Source organism: Microbulbifer maximicatervae (SeqCode) (assembly GCF_052468095.1).
In genome coordinates, this window is the sequence record NZ_CP174332.1 from 742,915 (window position 1) to 759,978 (window position 17,064).

Below are 17,064 nucleotides of genomic sequence, written 5' to 3' on the forward strand. Positions count from 1 at the left end.
TAATGTGTTTTGATCAAATTCCTGGTCTATAGCTGCCTCAGAGGCTGATCCACTTTGACTAATATCAGCACTATTATCTGATCACACTTTGTGTGACAACACTACTGGCCCCTTCAATAGCGAGTTGTATTGACGTGGCGCTATTACTTGTTCCTGTTTGTGTTATCTCGGAAAAATTATTGATGTTTATCTGGTTGATTGTGGACCCGTTGTTTGTTCCACTTTGAGATGTAAAGGCCTGGTTGTTTTGAGCAAGATTAACAATTATAGAAGCGCGATTACTCTGTCCTTGCTGGATGGAACTGTTAAATCCCTGAATAGAGTTGCTTGTTTGGATGCTAGTAGCACTGGAATCTGTAAGTTGTACTATTGAGTTGGTATTAAAGGCGCCGTTAGTATTTGTTATCCGGGCAGTGTTGTTATTGCCAAATTGTTGAATTTGATTATTGGTTCCCAGAGACTGTATCAGGATAATTCTAGTATCAATATTCTGGCTTCCACTTTGGATAATACTGGCAGAGTTTGCTATGCCACTTTCTTTATCGATATTCTCAGCTCTATTAAAATTACCTAACTGGCTAATAGAGACATCACTAAGAGCAACATCATCTTGGATAGATTCCGAAAAATTTAGGGTTCCTATCTGCGAGATGTTAGCAGTTGTACCAGTGGAAAGGTTTTGTATGCTCGTAATTTGATTTAGGGATTGTTCCTGACTGATGCTTATAGTGCTAAACAGTGTACTTGTCTGTGAGGTTTCGGCCTTGTTGAGAACATTAAGCTGGGAGACTGATGTCGTGCTACCCAGGCTGCTGGATTGGACTGACATTAGCTCGTTTGATACGCCTCTCTGCAACTGGATAATAGATCCTTCAGTATTGCCGTTGGATTGCTGAGCCACCACATTATTAAATTCACCATCTTGTGTTTGCATGATGAGATTGTTAATGATGGTTGGGTCGCTTTGGTCCCCTATAGCCCGATTGCCAATACCCTGTTGTGACAGGATATAAGTGTTGGTTGCGAGGGCCTGGCAGCAGAATAGTAAGGTTGATGCCGCGATAAGATAGCCTGGTATGAGCATAATTCCTCCACTGCACAGGCTGGCGTAAATCTTTAACTTAGGCTGTATCTTGCCGGCACTGGGCACCGTGTAATGATTGCCATATAAAATTATGGTGAAAATATAATGGTTTGTATATGAGAGATAAGTACTGAATTACTAGGGAAATAGGTTCAAGCTTTATTCCTGGTTGAGTGTTTGTTTATTGGTGGCTCCGTGTATGTTTCTGTAAATGGAAGTGCTTCCCAATTTGAGTAAACTTGTGAGATACTTCAAGTCCACTTCACCTTTGCCCAGTTTTTCCTGAAAATATAAATAACCCTATAAAACGTGTGGTTTTTTCAGGTTATCTACACAGAAAAAGATTCGTCACCCCAGTTAGAATAATTCACAGACTACTCATTTTTTTGTTAACTATTTTTGTTAATTGAGTGAGAATAGGGCTCTTTCCCAATCCCTGGAAATGGAATCTCGGGCGATATCCCGCACTGATGCGGATGACTGAAAAGTCGGCGCTTTCGCCTAGGTTGTGGCGCCGCCGGACAGATAAACCCCTGTGTCCTGCTTTTTATAGGACGCCTTTGATTCTCCAAGCAAAGCAGGCCTGTCGGGGTGGTCTTGTACTGCGAATTATTTGTGTAGGGAGCCTGGTGTTCCCGTAGTTGGTAAGGAGAATGGATTTTGATACCTATCGTTGACCGCGCGCGCGCGGAGTCTATTGCACCTATTTGGCGTATGCCGTTTCGCCCTTTTTTCTGGGGAGCTGCTCTGTGGAGTATGGTTGCCCTGGTTATCTGGCAGGGGCAGTTATTCGGTTGGCAGATGCCGGCTTTTCGAATGGGGGTAGTCTGGCACTCCCATGAGATGCTGTTTGGGTTCGCGGCTACCGTTGTTGTGGGTTTTCTCGGCACGGCCATGCAAACCTGGACTGGTATCCCCTCGCCAAAGGGAACCCAACTTATTGCTTTGGTCGGCCTGTGGCTCTTGGCCCGTTTGGGTTACCTGTTGGCGGCGGTCCCTATTTGGATGCCGGTGATTGCTGAAGTCTCCTTTTTCCTGTTCTCAGCGTTTTTGCTCGGAGCCAGGGTGTTGCGAACCAAGCAGTGGCGAAATATGTTTGTATTGCCTGCGATGCTGATGTTTGCTGCATTGTCCGCTAGCCACTGGTTGCTGCCAGGGGCACAGAGCCGAATCGCCTTGCTGGCTTTGCTGTTGGTGACGGCGATTATTCTGATAATCGGCGGGCGGGTTATACCCTTCTTTACGGCGCGCCGCTTTCACTTGAGCCCAAGAGATAAGATACCGGCTGTAGAGTGGGGTACCCATATTGCTGCGGTGGGCTTGTTGCTATCGGTGGCTGTTGGTTTGCCGCAAATGGTTTGGGCCTTTTTTGCGGTCTCTCTGGGTATTTTGCAGGTGATCCGGGTGGTGCGCTGGCACCCGACAAAAATATGGGCAGAACCGATGGTTTGGTCTCTGCATGTGAGCTACTGGTTGGTTATTTTGGGGTGTTTTCTCGCGGCTCTGGCCTGGAGCCAAATTGCCCCTTCCTGGCAGAGTCCCGCCTTGCACGCATTTGCCGTTGGCGGTATCGGCGGATTGATCTTGTCTATGACCAGTCGCGTCAGTCTCGGCCACACAGGTCGGATATTGAAGGCGCCGCGCTTGATGCCCCTGGCTTTTATGGCCCTGGCGTTATCTGCTCTCGCACGTGTGTTTTGGGCACCCGCCCCGAGTGGTTTGCTCGCAGCAATTATTGCCTGGGTAGTCGGTTACACGCTTTTCTTACTGTATTACACCCCGGTGCTTTTCCAGCCGCGCGTTGACGGTCATCCCGGCTAATTCTCTCTATGTGATCTTCAGTTGCTGCGAGAAACCTTATCATCGCAGCAACTGTGGTCGAGTAAAGCCATCATTAACTGGTCTATTCAGAGTCCGCACTAGCTACCTGGGGTAGTTTGTCTACTTTAGGTACTGTTTCCAGTTCCCGGTCCCACTCGGCTTTACTGGCCATAAAGATATGGGCATTAGGCCTTACATCTATTGGGCGATCCAGACTGCCAGCGGGAACAGCGAGGAGGCCAATTTCAGGATCTTCTCGTGGCACTGCGGAACCGCATTGATTGCAAAAGCTTTTGCTGTGCCTCGTCCCTGCCAGCTTAAAGGTTTTGACTTGTTCTGCACCGGATAGCCATTCAAGTTTCGCTGATGCGAAGAATAGGTTTGCTGCATGGGCTGAACCGGTATCTTTGCGGCAGTAACTACAGTGGCAGAGAAAGAAGCCGCCAAAGTCACCTTCAATTTCGAAGTTAATAGTGCCACATAGGCACGATCCTTTTTGTTCCATTGCTCAATGCTCCTCTGTTTAGTTGTACTTATCGTAATTAGGGGAAACTGTGATTTATTTTGGAAATCCCGGCGTTGGGGTATCAAACCCGTATGGTCCCGCTCAAATAGGGTACTGCTTTGCCTGAGATAATGACCCTGTCCCCGGCGATGGTGCAATTCAGCAGGCCGCCGCGCTTGGAGGCTTGATAGGCGATCAGCTCTTTCTTATCCAGAATTTGTGACCAGTAAGGGGCGAGCCCTGTGTGAATAGAACCGGTCACCGGATCTTCGGCACCACCATTGGATGGCCAGAAATATCGGGAGATAAAATCGTACTTATCGGATTTTGCCGTGACGACCACATCGTAGGGGGCGAGCTTTCGCAGGCTGCTCGCATCCTGCTGTACATCCAATACTTCTCGCTCACTATTGTAGATGGCAAAGTAAGCTTGGTTGTTAAGTAACACCTGACTTGGTGTTATTGAAAGCCCCTCCAGCAATTCCTGCGATATGCGATCTACGGGTTGTGGCTCCCTTCGTGGGAAGTCCATGGAAATAATTCCATTTTCCCCTCGGCTTATTGTCATTTTGCCCACAGCGGCAGCATGGAGCTGGAGTTGCTCACATTGAGGGTTTTGAGAAAAAAGAACATGGGCTGACGCCAGGGTGGCATGACCACAAAAATCAATTTCCGTTAACGGTGAAAACCAGCGAATTCCATAACTGGTATCCGGGCGTTTTACCAGAAACGCGGTTTCGGAAAGATTATTTTCTGCAGCGATGGACTGCATTAAATTTTCATCCAGCCAATCCTCAGTAACAACAACTCCGGCTGAATTTCCGTGAAAGACTTTGTCGGTAAAGGCGTTAATGAAATGAATTTCAAGTTCCATATTTGAACTCCATGGTGCTCCAGTTTTTCAGAAGCGCTGGTGGCGGGCGTGATATTTTATACCCCTAAAGTTCACCAATTTATACCTCTGTAGAGCGGCTTGGGATTGGCTTTAACCTGATCTGGATCAGTTTATCCCGGATGTGAGTCACTAGAGTGACTTGTATTTGTTGCGTGCAAATCAGGGGTGTGAAAATGACGGAGTCCGATGTAGCTATCGTAGGTGCTGGACCGGCGGGACTTTCCTTGGCGGTGATGCTCGCCCGCAAAGGGTGTCAGGTGGCAATTATTGAGCGCCAGGATAAGTCGGCGCTGTCCGCTCCCGTTGATGATGGCCGCGAGATTGCTCTGACACATAAATCCTACAAGCTGCTGCAAGAACTGGGGGCTTGGCAGAGATTATCCCCGGAAGAGATTAGCCCGCTAAATGCTGCCGAAGTAGTCGACGGCAATTCCCCTTCGACACTCCACTTTAGCCCGGGAGAGAGGGGGCCTCTGGGTTTTATTGTCTCCAACTCTGCAATCCGGCGAATCTTATATGAGACAGTTTTGGAGACTGAGAATATAACGCTGCTCGATAACTCGACCGTTACCGGGATGACATTGAGTGGCGCCATGCGTCATCTTGAACTGGCAGAGGGGGAGGGCGTGCGCGCTTCCCTGGTGGTTGCAGCCGACAGCCGTTTTTCTGAAGTGCGACGCATGGCGGGAATTGGCGCCGATATGCGCGACTTTGGCCGAGTGGCGATTGTCGGCCCTGTACGCACCGAATTACCCCACGATGGTATTGCCCGGGAGTGTTTCCGCTACGGTTCGACACTGGCGCTGTTGCCTTTGCCCAAGGCAAATATTTCATCGGCCGTGGTTACTGTTCCCGCCAGTCTCTCTGCCCAGATTATGGCGATGGGTAATGAAGAGTTTGCCGGGCACGTATCCCGCGAAAGCGCGTCCCAGCTCGGCGGTGTCGAAGCTTTTGGTGAGCGCCACTGTTATCCATTGGTTGCGGTATACGCACATCACTTTTTCACTGAGCGCTTTGCCTTGGTGGGAGATGCCGCTGTGGGGATGCATCCAGTGACCGCACATGGATTTAATTTGGGCTTGGCCGGTGCGGATACTTTGGCCCGTCAACTGGATAGTGTTAGCCGTCTATATAACCCGGCCAAGCTGACTCGAGCCCTGGCCCGTTACCAGATGCTGCACCGGGTTGAATCCAAGCCGATTTACTCTGGAACTAATAGGGTGGTGGATTTGTTTACTGACGATCGCCTGCCGGCCAAGTTGCTGCGCAAAATGGTGTTGCGAGTCAGTGATCGCTTTCCCCCAATTCGAAAAGCAATAGTGCACCAGTTAACTCGCTAGCTTATCCAGAGGCTTGTTAAGAGAGTTTTGCTCTTCGTTCTTTTTATAAAAAGTACTTGTGCAAGAAAGAAGACGGTATATGAAGGTGGCCTGCTTGCGGGATTTTCTTCCTTTTCTATACTGATTTGCGAGATGGTAGAGACGGCTTTAACCCCCCGGTGAAAACAAATGCCAATTACGGCTTGACTCACCGGGTCAGCACCAATAGAATGCGCAGCCTCTTGAGTGGTTGGGCTGGTCCCGCCGCAGGGAAACAAAGATCAACCAGGCTTTGTTTCTTGGAGTTGTTGCGGGGTGGAGCAGCCTGGTAGCTCGTCGGGCTCATAACCCGAAGGTCGTAGGTTCAAATCCTGCCCCCGCTACCAATTTTACCTTCGGGTAAAATATTTGATTGCGCATTTGTTGTTGCGGGGTGGAGCAGCCTGGTAGCTCGTCGGGCTCATAACCCGAAGGTCGTAGGTTCAAATCCTGCCCCCGCTACCAACTTTCCTTAGGGAAACTTTGATTGCGCTTTCGTTGTTGCGGGGTGGAGCAGCCTGGTAGCTCGTCGGGCTCATAACCCGAAGGTCGTAGGTTCAAATCCTGCCCCCGCTACCAAATTTTGCATTCGTGCACACTGACTGCACGAATGTGCGGTCAAAGCCCCGTCAGGGGCTTTTTCGTATCTGCAAGAAAAGTTGCAGATATTTTTCGAAGTGGGCCGTAGGCCCATTTTTTGTATGTGGTGACGAGAATGGCGAGCAAACGCGAATTGCTGGAAGAGCTTCTGGCGCCGGTGGTGGCATCGCTGGGGTGTGAGTTGTGGGGTATTGAGTACCAAACCCACGGTCGCAACGCGCTGCTGCGCATTTATATCGACTCCGAAAACGGTATTTCCGTTGAGGATTGCGAGAAAGTGAGCCGCCAATCCAGTGCTGTACTGGATGTGGAAGATCCCATCAGTAGTAAGTACACACTTGAAGTCTCTTCCCCAGGGCTCGACCGCCCTCTTTATAAGCTGGCCCAGTACGAGCGCTTTATCGGCGCCCAGATTGAAGTTCGCCTGCGTATGCCTCTGGATGGGCAGCGTAAGTGGCGCGGACTGCTGGCCGGTGTAGAGGGTGATGAAGTGGTTCTGCGTGTAGATAGTGAAAACGAATACCTTTTGCCGATCGACAGTATCGAAAAAGCAAATATCATTCCCCAATTTACCAAATAACCTGTAGGAGCCTGAGCTCAGGCGATTTTGAGGCACAGTTGCATGAACAAAGAGATCTTGCTGGTAGCCGAGGCGGTATCCAACGAGAAGGGCGTTGACCAGGAGATTATTTTCCAGGCCATCGAAGCGGCATTGGCAACGGCCACGAAGAAGCGCTACGACGAAGATTCAACCATTGAGGTTATCATTGATCGTCGTTCAGGCGATTACGAGACTTTCCGCAGCTGGGAAGTGGTCGGTGATGAAGTCTTGGCTGAGTTGGGTACCCAGTTCACCCTGGAAGAAGCCCACGAAAAAGATGCTGACCTGAAAGCAGGTGACGTTTTCCGCGAGCAGGTGGAAAATGTAGAATTTGGACGCATCGCCGCACAGACCGCAAAGCAGGTCATCGTACAAAAGGTACGTGAAGCCGAGCGCGCCAAAGTTGTAGACGAGTACCGCGATCGCGTCGGTGAGATGGTTAGCGGCACTGTGAAGAAGGTGACCCGCGACTTTATCGCTGTAGACCTGGGCAATAACGCCGAAGCGCGCCTGCCCCGCGATCAGCTGGTTGGTCGCGAAATTTTCCGACTCGGTGATCGCGTGCGCGCAATCCTGTTGGAAATCCAACCGGAAGCCCGCGGCCCCCAGCTGATGCTGAGCCGCTCCTGCCCGGAAATGATTGTCGAATTGTTCCGCATTGAAGTGCCGGAAATTTCCGAGCAGGTAATCGAAATTAAAGGCGCGGCCCGCGATCCCGGGCTGCGTGCAAAAATCGCTGTAAATACCAACGACGGTCGCATCGACCCGGTGGGTGCTTGTGTGGGCATGCGTGGCGCGCGTGTTCAGGCGGTATCCAACGAGCTGTCTGGTGAGCGCGTAGATATCGTTCTGTGGGACGAAAACCCCGCTCAGTTCGTTATCAATGCGATGGCGCCAGCAGAAATTGAATCCATCGTGGTCGACGAAGACACCGGTTCTATGGATGTAGCCGTGGCAGAGGAAAACCTCGCAATGGCTATCGGCCGCAGCGGCCAGAATGTACGCTTGGCCTCCGAGCTGACCCAGTGGCAGATCAATGTCATGAGCAGTGATGAGTGGCAGAGCAAGCAGGAAGCCGAGTCCAGCTCCATCATGCAGGTGTTTATGGATCGCCTGGATATCGATGAAGACGTTGCTGGTGTGCTGGTTGAAGAGGGCTTTGCCTCTCTTGAAGAAGTAGCTTATGTACCCATCGAAGAGATGCTCGCAATTGAGGGCTTCGATGAGGATATCGCTGAGGAGCTGCGCGCCCGCGCCAAGGACACCCTGTTGACCCAAGCGCTGGCATCTGAAGAGAAGCTGGATGCATCTGAGCCCCAGGAAGACCTTTTGAATATGGACGGTATGGAGCGCCAGCTGGCATTCCAACTGGCCAGCCGTGGTATTTCCACGATGGAAGACCTGGCAGAGCAGGCTGTCGATGACCTGCTGGATATCGAAGGTCTCGACCAGGAGCGCGCTGCAGCGCTGATTATGAAGGCGCGTGAGCCCTGGTTTGCCGATGACAGCGGCGAAGAAGCTTAAATGCAGCGAAAAATAACTTACGTATAAGTAACCCCCTCCGACCAAGTGACTTTTAGGAGAGAGAATGGCCGAAGTAACAGTTAGTGAACTCGCCAAATCGGTTGGTGCCACCGAAGACCGTCTGCTCAAGCAGATGAAAGAAGCGGGTTTGCCTCACACCTCTGTGGATGCAGTGGTGTCAGACGAGGAAAAGCAGGTCTTGCTCAGTTTCCTGAAAAGCAGTCACGGGGAGCAGGGCGCCGCGCCGCGCAAGATCACCTTGAAGCGCAAAACCACAAGCACGCTGAAGACTGGCTCTGGCACCGGCCGCAAGACTGTGAATGTGGAAGTGCGCAAGAAGCGCACTTATGTGAAGCGCCCTCAAGCTGAGCTTGAAACCGTAGCGGCAGGCGAAGAATCGAGCAGCCCCGAGCAGGAAGCGGCAGTCGATGCCCTGCAAAATGAGCAGGAAAGACTGGAGGCCGAAGCCGAACGCGCTCGCGTAGAAGCCGAGGCAGAAGCTGCACGCCTAGCGGCGGAAGAAGAGGCGCTAGCCAAAGCCGAAGCCGAGGCGAAAGCCAAGGCTGAAGCCGAAGCGAAAGCCAAGGCCGAAGCAGAAGCAAAAGCCAAGGCTGAAGCCGAAGCGAAAGCAAGCAATGAAGTAAAAGCCGATCAAGATGCGGCTAAATCAGAGGATAAGACCGCGGAAAACGTAGTGAAAAAGGCAGAGCCCGCCGCACCAATCCGCTCAAGCTACTCAGACGATATCGAGGCAATGCGAATTGCCGCGATGGAGCGTCGCAAGCAGCAGGCTGAGCAGGAAAAGCGTGAACTTGAAGAGAAGAAAGCTAAAGTAGAAGCTGACCGACGCGCAGCCCAGGAAAAGAAAGAGAAAGCTGCGCAAGCTGCACAGACAGCCAAGGCTAAGCCAGCACCGGCAAAAAGTGCTGAGAAGACCTCTGAGGTCAAGCCAGCTCTGCGTCGCAAGCTGGAGGCAGCATCCACTGCTCCCGCTGAAGCTGATCGCTCTGAGGACGAGCCGCGTAAGCGTCGCGGTCGCCGCTCCAAGTCCGGCCCGAAAAAATCCAGCAAAACCGCTCTGTACGAACAGGCGCTGGAAGTATTTGAGGAAGACGAAGCATCCAAGCGCAGCACGCGCTCCCTGTCTCGTCCGACCTTGAAGGTTAAACCTACGCACGGCTTTAAAAGGCCCACGGAGAAACAGGTGTACGAAGTACAGTTGGGCGAAACCATCACTGTTGGCGAGCTGGCCAAACAGATGAATGTGAAAGCCGGTGACCTGATCAAGCGCCTGATGAAAATGGGCGAGATGGTTACTATCAACCAGAGCCTGGACCGTGAAACTGCACAGCTGATCATCGAAGAGATGGGCCACAAGGTGGTATTCCGCTCTGAGAGCGAGCTGGAGGAAGCGCTGGTTGCCGAGACCCAGGCCAGTGAAGGCACTGAGGTGTCCCGCGCACCAGTAGTTACCGTTATGGGTCACGTTGACCACGGTAAAACCTCCCTGCTGGACTACATCCGTAAGACCAAGGTGGCTTCCGGTGAGGCCGGTGGTATTACCCAGCACATCGGTGCTTACCGTGTGAAAACCAGCCAGGGCGAGATCGCTTTCCTGGATACCCCCGGACACGCCGCCTTTACTGCGATGCGCGCCCGTGGCGCCCAGGCGACTGACGTGGTTATCCTGGTCGTGGCCGCTGACGACGGTGTGATGCCGCAGACTGAAGAAGCAGTGAACCACGCCCGCGCTGCCGGTGTGCCGCTGGTTGTTGCGATCAACAAGTGCGACAAAGAAGCTGCCGATCCCGATCGTGTTAAAAACGAGCTGGCTGCGAAAGACGTTATCCCAGAAGATTGGGGCGGTGATACCCAGTTTATCAATGTGTCTGCACACACGGGTGAAGGTATCGACGACCTGCTGGAAGCGATTTCCCTGCAAGCAGAGATGCTGGAGCTGAAGGCCAAGGTCAAGGTACCGGCAACGGGTGTTGTGATCGAATCCCGCCTGGAAAAAGGTCGCGGTGTTGTGGCCACCCTGCTGGTACAGAACGGCGAGCTGAAGCGCGGCGATATCGTACTGGCAGGCCAGAGCTACGGCCGTGTTCGCGCCATGACCAACGAGCTGGGCAAGCAGGTTAAAGAAGCTGGCCCTTCAACTCCGGTTGAGCTGCTGGGTCTGGACACCACACCCAACGCCGGTGACGAGTTCATGGTGGTTGCGGATGAGCGCAGAGCTCGTGAAGTAGCTGAACAGCGCGGTGATAAAGAGCGTCGTGAGCGCATGCAGCGCCAGCAGGCGGCCAAGCTGGAAAACATGTTTGCGAACATGGAAGCCGGCGAGCGCAAAGTACTGCCGGTTGTTATCAAAGCGGACGTTCGCGGCTCCCTGGAAGCTATCCTGGGCGCACTGGCGGATATCGGCAACGAAGAAGTTTCTGTCAACGTCGTGTCCAGCGGTGTAGGTGGTATCGCCGAGAACGATATCAACCTGGCCCTGACCTCCGGCGCTATCGTACTGGGCTTCAACACCCGTGCTGATGTGGCTGCCCGAAAGGTTGCTGAGACAGAAGGCGTAGAGATTCGTTACTACAGCGTGATCTACAACCTGCTCGACGAAGTGAAGCAGGCGCTGTCCGGTATGCTTGATCCAGAAATACGTGAAGAAATCGTGGGTATTGCCCAGGTTCGCGATGTATTCCGCTCACCGAAGTTTGGCGCCATTGCCGGTTGTATGGTTACTGAAGGTACCGTCTACCGCAACAAGCCGATCCGCGTACTGCGCGACAACGTTGTGATCTATCAGGGTGAACTGGAATCCCTGCGTCGCTTCAAAGACGATGTGCAAGATGTGCGCAACGGCATGGAGTGTGGTATCGGGGTTAAGGACTACAACGACGTTAAGTCCGGTGACCAGATCGAAGTTTACGATATCGTTAAGGTTGCTCGCGAACTCTAAGGAGTTCCGCAGCGGATCGAGGATAAACCCGCGCGGCGTTAGCCGTGCGGGTTTTCCTGTCTTTAAACCGCCATTCTCAATAGGTAAACAATGGCAAGAGAATTTCATCGCGCAGACCGCGTCGCCGACGCCATGCGCCGCGAGCTGGCCCAGCTGATCCAACACGAGATTCGCGATCCTCGCCTGGGTATGATCAACGTCAATGATGTTGAAGTCAGCCGCGACTTAACCGTTGCTAAAGTTTTTGTCACCCTGGTGGGTGAGGATGATCGCAGCAAAATTAATACCTCTATCGAAGTGCTGAACAAAGCCGCCGGCTTTTTGCGCACGCAGCTCGCGCGTGCAATCCAGATTCGCACTATTCCCCGTTTGCACTTCCGCTACGACGAGACCTCGGTGCGCGGCCAGGCGCTGTCTGCCCTGATCGACAAGGCGGTTAAAGAAGATCGCAAACACCAAGACGACGATAGCGACTCCAACGAAGATTAATCCATGGGCCGCAGACCAAAATGGGGCCGGCCGGTTCACGGCGTGCTGTTATTGAACAAGCCCGCCGGGATTACCGCCAATGACGCCCTGCAAAAAGCCAAACGACTCTTTTTCGCCAATCGCGCCGGTCACACCGGAGCGCTGGACCCCCTGGCAACCGGCGTGTTGCCGATCTGTTTCGGCGAAGCGACCAAGTTTTCCCAGTACCTACTCGATGCGGACAAGCGCTATCGCAGTACTTTTGTTTTCGGTATGACCACTGCTAGTGGCGATGCCGATGGCGATGTACTGGAAACTAAAGATGCTTCCGGTTTGACTGAAGAAGCCGTGCTGAAAGCGATGGAAGCCTTTCGCGGTCCTATCAAGCAAGTGCCGTCCATGTACTCGGCCCTCAAGCACAAGGGGCAGCCGCTGTATAAGTTGGCGCGCCAGGGCTTGGAAGTGGAGCGCGAGGCGCGGGAAGTAGAGATTTTTGAATTTGAACTGCTGAGCTTTACACCGGGCGCCCAGCCCCGTGCAGAAGTTGAGGTTCACTGCTCCAAGGGCACTTATATTCGCAGTATTGCCGAAGACCTGGGTCAGGCCCTGGGTGTCGGTGCCTATGTGGAAGAGTTGCACCGCAGCGCCGCCGGTCCCTACGTCGAGGCCGATTCAGTGACTCTGGATGAGCTCACCGAGGAGCGCGGTGAGGGAATGGCGGAGGAGTTGGATCACCACCTGTTATCGGTGGATTCTCCCGCCTCTTCGCTGCCCAAACTCACCCTTCCGGACGAGTCTGGTTACTATGTGCGTCAGGGGCAGCCGGTAATGGATTTGCAGGTCTACCGTATCGGTGAAGAAGGTGATATGGTGCGCCTCTTCCTGGAAAATGGCGATTTTCTGGGCGTAGGAGAAATTACTGACGACGGGTGCGTAGCGCCTCGGCGTCTGGTAAGTAGTACTTAAGCAGAAAACGCTATATTGGTGAGAGCCGATAGCGGTTGATGTGAGAGTACTGCAGTGGGCAAAGGAGCCTCTGAATAACTCCGTAATGCCTCTGCGGGCCTTGAAGGCTGCAGATGTTAGGCGCAGCTCGCCGCGAATGGCCTTGGCCCTTTGCAAGAGCTGTAACGCAGCAGCTGTGGCCTTCAAGGCCCGCCCTTCGGGGCTTGCAGAGCGATTCACACTCCGCGTTGCGACTTCTTGAAAGGTCTAGACATTCCTGCGAAGCCGCGCCTTGATTGTGAACCGCTCTGCATGCCAGAGGTATCACGGAGTTGTTTAGAGGCTCCTTAAGTCCACAACAGTGAGTAGCTGGTCTGTAAATATGCACGGGCCAGCCGAATCTTTTAAAGCATATTACGACGAGGTTAATCGTTATGGCACTGTCTGCAGTAGAAAAAGCAGCAATCCTGAAAGAGCACGGCCAATCTGAAGGCGACACCGGTTCTCCGGAAGTCCAGGTAGCCCTGCTGACTGCCAACATCAACAAACTGCAGGGTCACTTCTCTGCGCACAAGCAGGATCACCACTCTCGCCGTGGTCTGATCCGCATGGTAAACCAGCGTCGCAAGCTACTGGACTACCTGAAGCGCAAGGATCTGAACCGTTACGCACAGCTGATCGCTAAGCTCGGCCTGCGTCGCTAAGACCCTGGAATGCCCGCCTCTGGCGGGCTTTCTTCTTTAATGCTTGCTGAAAAGTGGCGCTGTTGTCACTTTTCGGCAGTTTCGCAACACAACCCCAGGGGCAAATATCCCGGCGGATGTGCTGCGTTTGCACCGGCCACCCGGGTCGGTAGCGGTACATCCCCGTATCGCTCTGGATTGAAGGTTTGGAACTTCTATCCAGGCAACCACTGTAGGGGTTACTGGAATGGGCCAGTAACCGTAAGGAAATAGGAAAAAAACTAGTGAATCCAGTAAGCAAAACTTTCCAATACGGACAACACCAAGTCACCATCGAGACCGGCCGTATCGCGCGCCAGGCTACCGGTGCTGCCCTGGTTAGCATGGGAGAGACTGTCGTCCTGTGTACTGTTGTCGGCGCTAAAGAAGCCAAGCCAGATCAGGGCTTCTTCCCGTTGTCCGTGCACTATCAAGAAAAAGCCTACGCGGCTGGCAAAATTCCCGGTGGTTTCTTCAAGCGTGAAGGCCGCCCGTCTGAAAAAGAAACCCTGACTTCCCGTCTGATCGATCGCCCGATCCGCCCGCTGTTCCCGAACGGCTTTATGAACGAAGTTCAGGTGATGTGTACTGTTCTCTCCGCTGAGAAGGACATGGACCCGGATATCGCTGCCATGATCGGCACTTCTGCAGCGCTGTCTGTTTCCGGTATTCCTTTCGCAGGCCCAATCGGTGCTGCGCGCGTGGGTTACACCCAGCAAGACGGCTACCTGCTGAACCCGGGCTACGAAGCTCTGAAGACCTCCGAGCTGGACATGGTCGTTGCCGGTACCAAAGACGCCGTACTGATGGTGGAGTCCGAAGCCCAGGAGCTGCCGGAAGACATCATGCTGGGTGCCGTACTCTACGCACACCAGGAAATGCAGGCCATTATCAAGGTTTGTGAAGAGCTGAAAGCGGAAGCGGGCAAGCCCCAGTGGGACTGGCTGGCTCCGGCGGAAAACACCGAGCTGAAAGCTGCCCTGGACGCTCAGTTTGGCGAAAAGGTTGCCGAAGCCTACCGCATCACCAACAAGCAAGAGCGCAGCACCCGCCTGGCGGAACTGCGCAGTGAAGCCGCTGAAGCCCTGGCTACTGAAGAAATTAGCGCCGATCTGGTAAAAAGCTACTTCGGCAAGCTGGAGAAGAAGCTGGTGCGCGGCGCTGTCGTTCGCGGCGAGCCCCGTATCGACGGTCGCGACAGCAAAACTGTACGTTCGATCGCTGTGGAAGTTGGCGCTCTGCCCAAGTCCCACGGCTCTGCGCTGTTCACCCGTGGTGAGACCCAGGCTCTAGTAGTGGCTACCCTCGGTTCCACTGGCGATGCACAGATCATCGACGCCCTGGAAGGTGAGCGCAAAGACTACTTTATGCTGCACTACAACTTCCCTCCCTACTCTGTAGGTGAAGCGGGTCGTGTAGGTGCTACCGGTCGTCGCGAAATCGGTCACGGCCGCCTCGCTCGTCGCGGTATCGCTGCAGTTCTGCCGAGCCCGGACAGCTTCCCCTACACCGTGCGTGTAGTTTCCGAGATCACTGAATCCAACGGTTCCAGCTCCATGGCTTCCGTATGTGGTTCCAGCCTGGCGCTGATGGATGCGGGTGTTCCGCTGAAGGCACCGGTAGCCGGTATCGCTATGGGTCTGGTAAAGGAAGACGAAGGCTACGCGGTTCTGACCGATATCCTTGGTGACGAGGACCACCTCGGCGATATGGACTTCAAAGTAGCGGGTACCGCCTCTGGTGTGACCGCGCTGCAGATGGACATCAAGATCGAAGGTATTACCGAAGAGATCATGGAAACCGCTCTGGAGCAGGCTCTGCACGCGCGTCTGCACATCCTCGCGGAAATGAACAAGGTGATCGACTCTTCCCGTACCACCGTGAATGAGAACGCACCGCGCTACGCGACCCTGAAGATCCATCCGGACAAGATCCGCGACGTGATTGGTAAAGGCGGTGCGACTATCCGCTCCATCACTGAAGAGACCGGCGCCTCCATCGATATCGAAGATGACGGCACTATCAAGGTCTTCGGTGAAGACGGTGAGAGCCTGGAAGCGGCGGTAACCCGCATCGAGGAGATCACTGCGGAAGCTGAGATTGGCGCTATCTACGAAGGTACCGTGGTACGTATCGTAGACTTCGGTGCGTTTGTTAACTTCCTGCCGGGCAAAGACGGTCTGGTACATATCTCCCAGATCGCTGAAGAGCGCGTAAATGCCGTAACTGATTACCTGAGTGAAGGTGAGAAGATTAAGGTTAAGGTACTCGACGTTGACCAGCGTGGACGTATCAAGCTTTCTATCAAGGAAGCCAAGGCCGACGCAGCTGCCGCTGAAGAAGCCAAGCAAGCTTCCGACGAAGCTTAAGTCTACGGACTGAAAAAACCCGGCTTTTAAGCCGGGTTTTTTTGTATCTGCCGAAGCGGAATTGTCGCTTATTACCGGTTTTCTATTAGAATTCTGGAAAAAAAAGGGCAAAACATTGGACAACTTCTGGCTGATCGACATTCTCCTCACCCTCGCCGCACTGCTGATTGCCAATCAGTACTGGCGTCTTACCAATGCTCGCTTCCAATCAGCTGCACTCTTGGTGATGGCGGGTCTTCTATTTATCGCTGTCTCCGCGATTGTCGGTGCCTATCGCTACGGTATTGATCCCGGGGCAACCCAATTACACCGGGCTTTACTGCAGCTATCCGGGTTTAGTTCGCTGTTGCTAATTGGAATAGGGTTGGTTTGGGCACGTTTCGAGATAGGTATTGGACAGAGTGCCCGGGGACCCGCTTATGTAGTGCTGGTGCTGGTATTGGCCTCGTCTATTGGCGTCTCGGAAAGTGGCAGGTTATCGCCGCAGGAAGTGACAGAGGTATTTTCCGCCCTGGGGCTTCTATTGTGGTTGTGGGTTGCAATGATGGAATTGATGTCACCGCGACGACTATCGCCACCGGGTCCTTTGTTACTGGGGGCAGGGGCAGTAGTCATTGCAATGGATGGATTGTTTGTGGGTACCGGCGCTCCGCGAGTGCTGGGCTTGGCGCGTACAAACTGGTTCCACCTGCTGCTGGGCCTTTCGCTGTTTTCACTGTTGGCTGCCCGCCCGTTATTTGAAAAGGACAATAATTCAAATGAGTAAAGTTACTACTGAACTTCGCGGAGGTTGCCACTGTGGCGCTATTCGCTATCGGGCGCGGCACGAGCGCGACTCAGAGGAGAAACTGGTAGCCCATGCGTGCAATTGCTCGATGTGTGAGAAAGTGGGTTTTCTGCACGTCATTATTCCCGCTGAAAACTTTAAGCTGGAGTCTGGGGAAAAAGACCTGGATTGTTATACGTTTAATACGGGGGTGGCCAAGCACCTGTTTTGTCGCCATTGCGGCGTTAAGTCTTTTTATGTGCCGCGCTCCAACCCGGATGGCTATAGTCTTAATGCGCGCTGTTTTGATGAGAGACCCGGAGACTTGGAGGTCGAACCTTTCGATGGTCAAAACTGGGAGCAGAACGCCGCAGAGCTGGCCCATCTCAGTAAATAAGTCGCGTAAAGAAAGTGATGCTCGAATTAATATCAGGTGATATGAGAGCC

The 17,064-nt window shown here is 53.2% G+C and carries 14 protein-coding genes and 3 tRNA genes; 14 read left to right on the plus strand and 3 right to left on the minus strand.

From position 1 onward, the window contains the following. Positions 1-73: 73 nt before the first annotated feature. Entirely contained in the window at positions 74-1,150 is a 1,077-nt protein-coding gene (locus tag ACJJIL_RS03165; RefSeq protein ID WP_445361191.1) for a hypothetical protein, read from the minus strand. 594 nt (positions 1,151-1,744) lie between these two features. On the opposite strand from ACJJIL_RS03165, the gene ACJJIL_RS03170 reads away from it, so the two are divergent. Next, entirely contained in the window at positions 1,745-2,905 is a 1,161-nt protein-coding gene (locus ACJJIL_RS03170; RefSeq protein WP_444907373.1) for an NnrS family protein, read from the plus strand. A gap of 82 nt (positions 2,906-2,987) precedes the next feature. On the opposite strand, the gene ACJJIL_RS03175 is transcribed toward ACJJIL_RS03170, so the two are convergent. After that, on the minus strand, positions 2,988-3,410 hold the full coding sequence (locus ACJJIL_RS03175; protein WP_444896197.1) for a GFA family protein: 423 nt from the start codon (positions 3,408-3,410) through the stop codon (positions 2,988-2,990). A gap of 82 nt (positions 3,411-3,492) precedes the next feature. After that, positions 3,493-4,284: a PhzF family protein gene (locus ACJJIL_RS03180; protein ID WP_445361192.1), complete on the minus strand. Its 792-nt coding sequence runs from the start codon at positions 4,282-4,284 to the stop codon at positions 3,493-3,495. A gap of 194 nt (positions 4,285-4,478) precedes the next feature. Between ACJJIL_RS03180 and ubiM the strand changes: the two genes are divergently transcribed. From ubiM to ACJJIL_RS03245, 13 genes are all read left to right on the plus strand, one after another. Then, the gene (ubiM, locus tag ACJJIL_RS03185) at positions 4,479-5,645 is read left to right on the plus strand and encodes a 5-demethoxyubiquinol-8 5-hydroxylase UbiM (protein WP_444911447.1); all 1,167 of its coding nucleotides are present in this window, start codon (positions 4,479-4,481) and stop codon (positions 5,643-5,645) included. A 288-nt stretch (positions 5,646-5,933) separates the two neighbouring features. Further along, a tRNA-Met gene (locus ACJJIL_RS03190) sits at positions 5,934-6,010 on the plus strand. Positions 6,011-6,051: 41 nt separating this feature from the next. Continuing rightward, positions 6,052-6,128, plus strand: a tRNA-Met gene (locus ACJJIL_RS03195). Positions 6,129-6,165: 37 nt separating this feature from the next. Further along, positions 6,166-6,242: transfer RNA gene (locus tag ACJJIL_RS03200), tRNA-Met, on the plus strand. A gap of 136 nt (positions 6,243-6,378) precedes the next feature. Further along, positions 6,379-6,843, plus strand: coding sequence for a ribosome maturation factor RimP (gene rimP / locus ACJJIL_RS03205; RefSeq protein ID WP_108734364.1), 465 nt, complete (start codon positions 6,379-6,381; stop codon positions 6,841-6,843). A 42-nt stretch (positions 6,844-6,885) separates the two neighbouring features. Beyond that, positions 6,886-8,388, plus strand: a complete 1,503-nt coding sequence (gene nusA / locus ACJJIL_RS03210) for a transcription termination factor NusA (protein WP_413663186.1) — start codon at positions 6,886-6,888, stop codon at positions 8,386-8,388. A 64-nt stretch (positions 8,389-8,452) separates the two neighbouring features. After that, a complete protein-coding gene (gene infB, locus ACJJIL_RS03215) occupies positions 8,453-11,347 on the plus strand; it encodes a translation initiation factor IF-2 (protein WP_413663185.1) in 2,895 nt (964 codons plus the stop codon). 90 nt (positions 11,348-11,437) lie between these two features. After that, a complete protein-coding gene (gene rbfA / locus ACJJIL_RS03220; protein WP_108734361.1) occupies positions 11,438-11,836 on the plus strand; it encodes a 30S ribosome-binding factor RbfA in 399 nt (132 codons plus the stop codon). A 3-nt stretch (positions 11,837-11,839) separates the two neighbouring features. Next, complete coding sequence (truB, locus tag ACJJIL_RS03225) at positions 11,840-12,781, plus strand: tRNA pseudouridine(55) synthase TruB (protein ID WP_282931410.1); 942 nt, start codon at positions 11,840-11,842, stop codon at positions 12,779-12,781. Between the two features lie 413 nt (positions 12,782-13,194). Beyond that, positions 13,195-13,464, plus strand: a complete 270-nt coding sequence (gene rpsO, locus ACJJIL_RS03230) for a 30S ribosomal protein S15 (RefSeq protein ID WP_252083174.1) — start codon at positions 13,195-13,197, stop codon at positions 13,462-13,464. A 263-nt stretch (positions 13,465-13,727) separates the two neighbouring features. Then, entirely contained in the window at positions 13,728-15,851 is a 2,124-nt protein-coding gene (gene pnp, locus ACJJIL_RS03235) for a polyribonucleotide nucleotidyltransferase (RefSeq protein ID WP_445361193.1), read from the plus strand. A gap of 115 nt (positions 15,852-15,966) precedes the next feature. Further along, on the plus strand, positions 15,967-16,617 hold the full coding sequence (locus ACJJIL_RS03240) for a hypothetical protein (protein WP_445361194.1): 651 nt from the start codon (positions 15,967-15,969) through the stop codon (positions 16,615-16,617). After that, positions 16,610-17,014 (plus strand): GFA family protein, encoded by a 405-nt coding sequence (locus ACJJIL_RS03245; RefSeq protein ID WP_413663182.1) that lies wholly within the window; start codon positions 16,610-16,612, stop codon positions 17,012-17,014. The genes ACJJIL_RS03240 and ACJJIL_RS03245 overlap by 8 nt, the downstream gene beginning before the upstream one ends. The last annotated feature ends 50 nt before the right edge of the window (positions 17,015-17,064 follow it).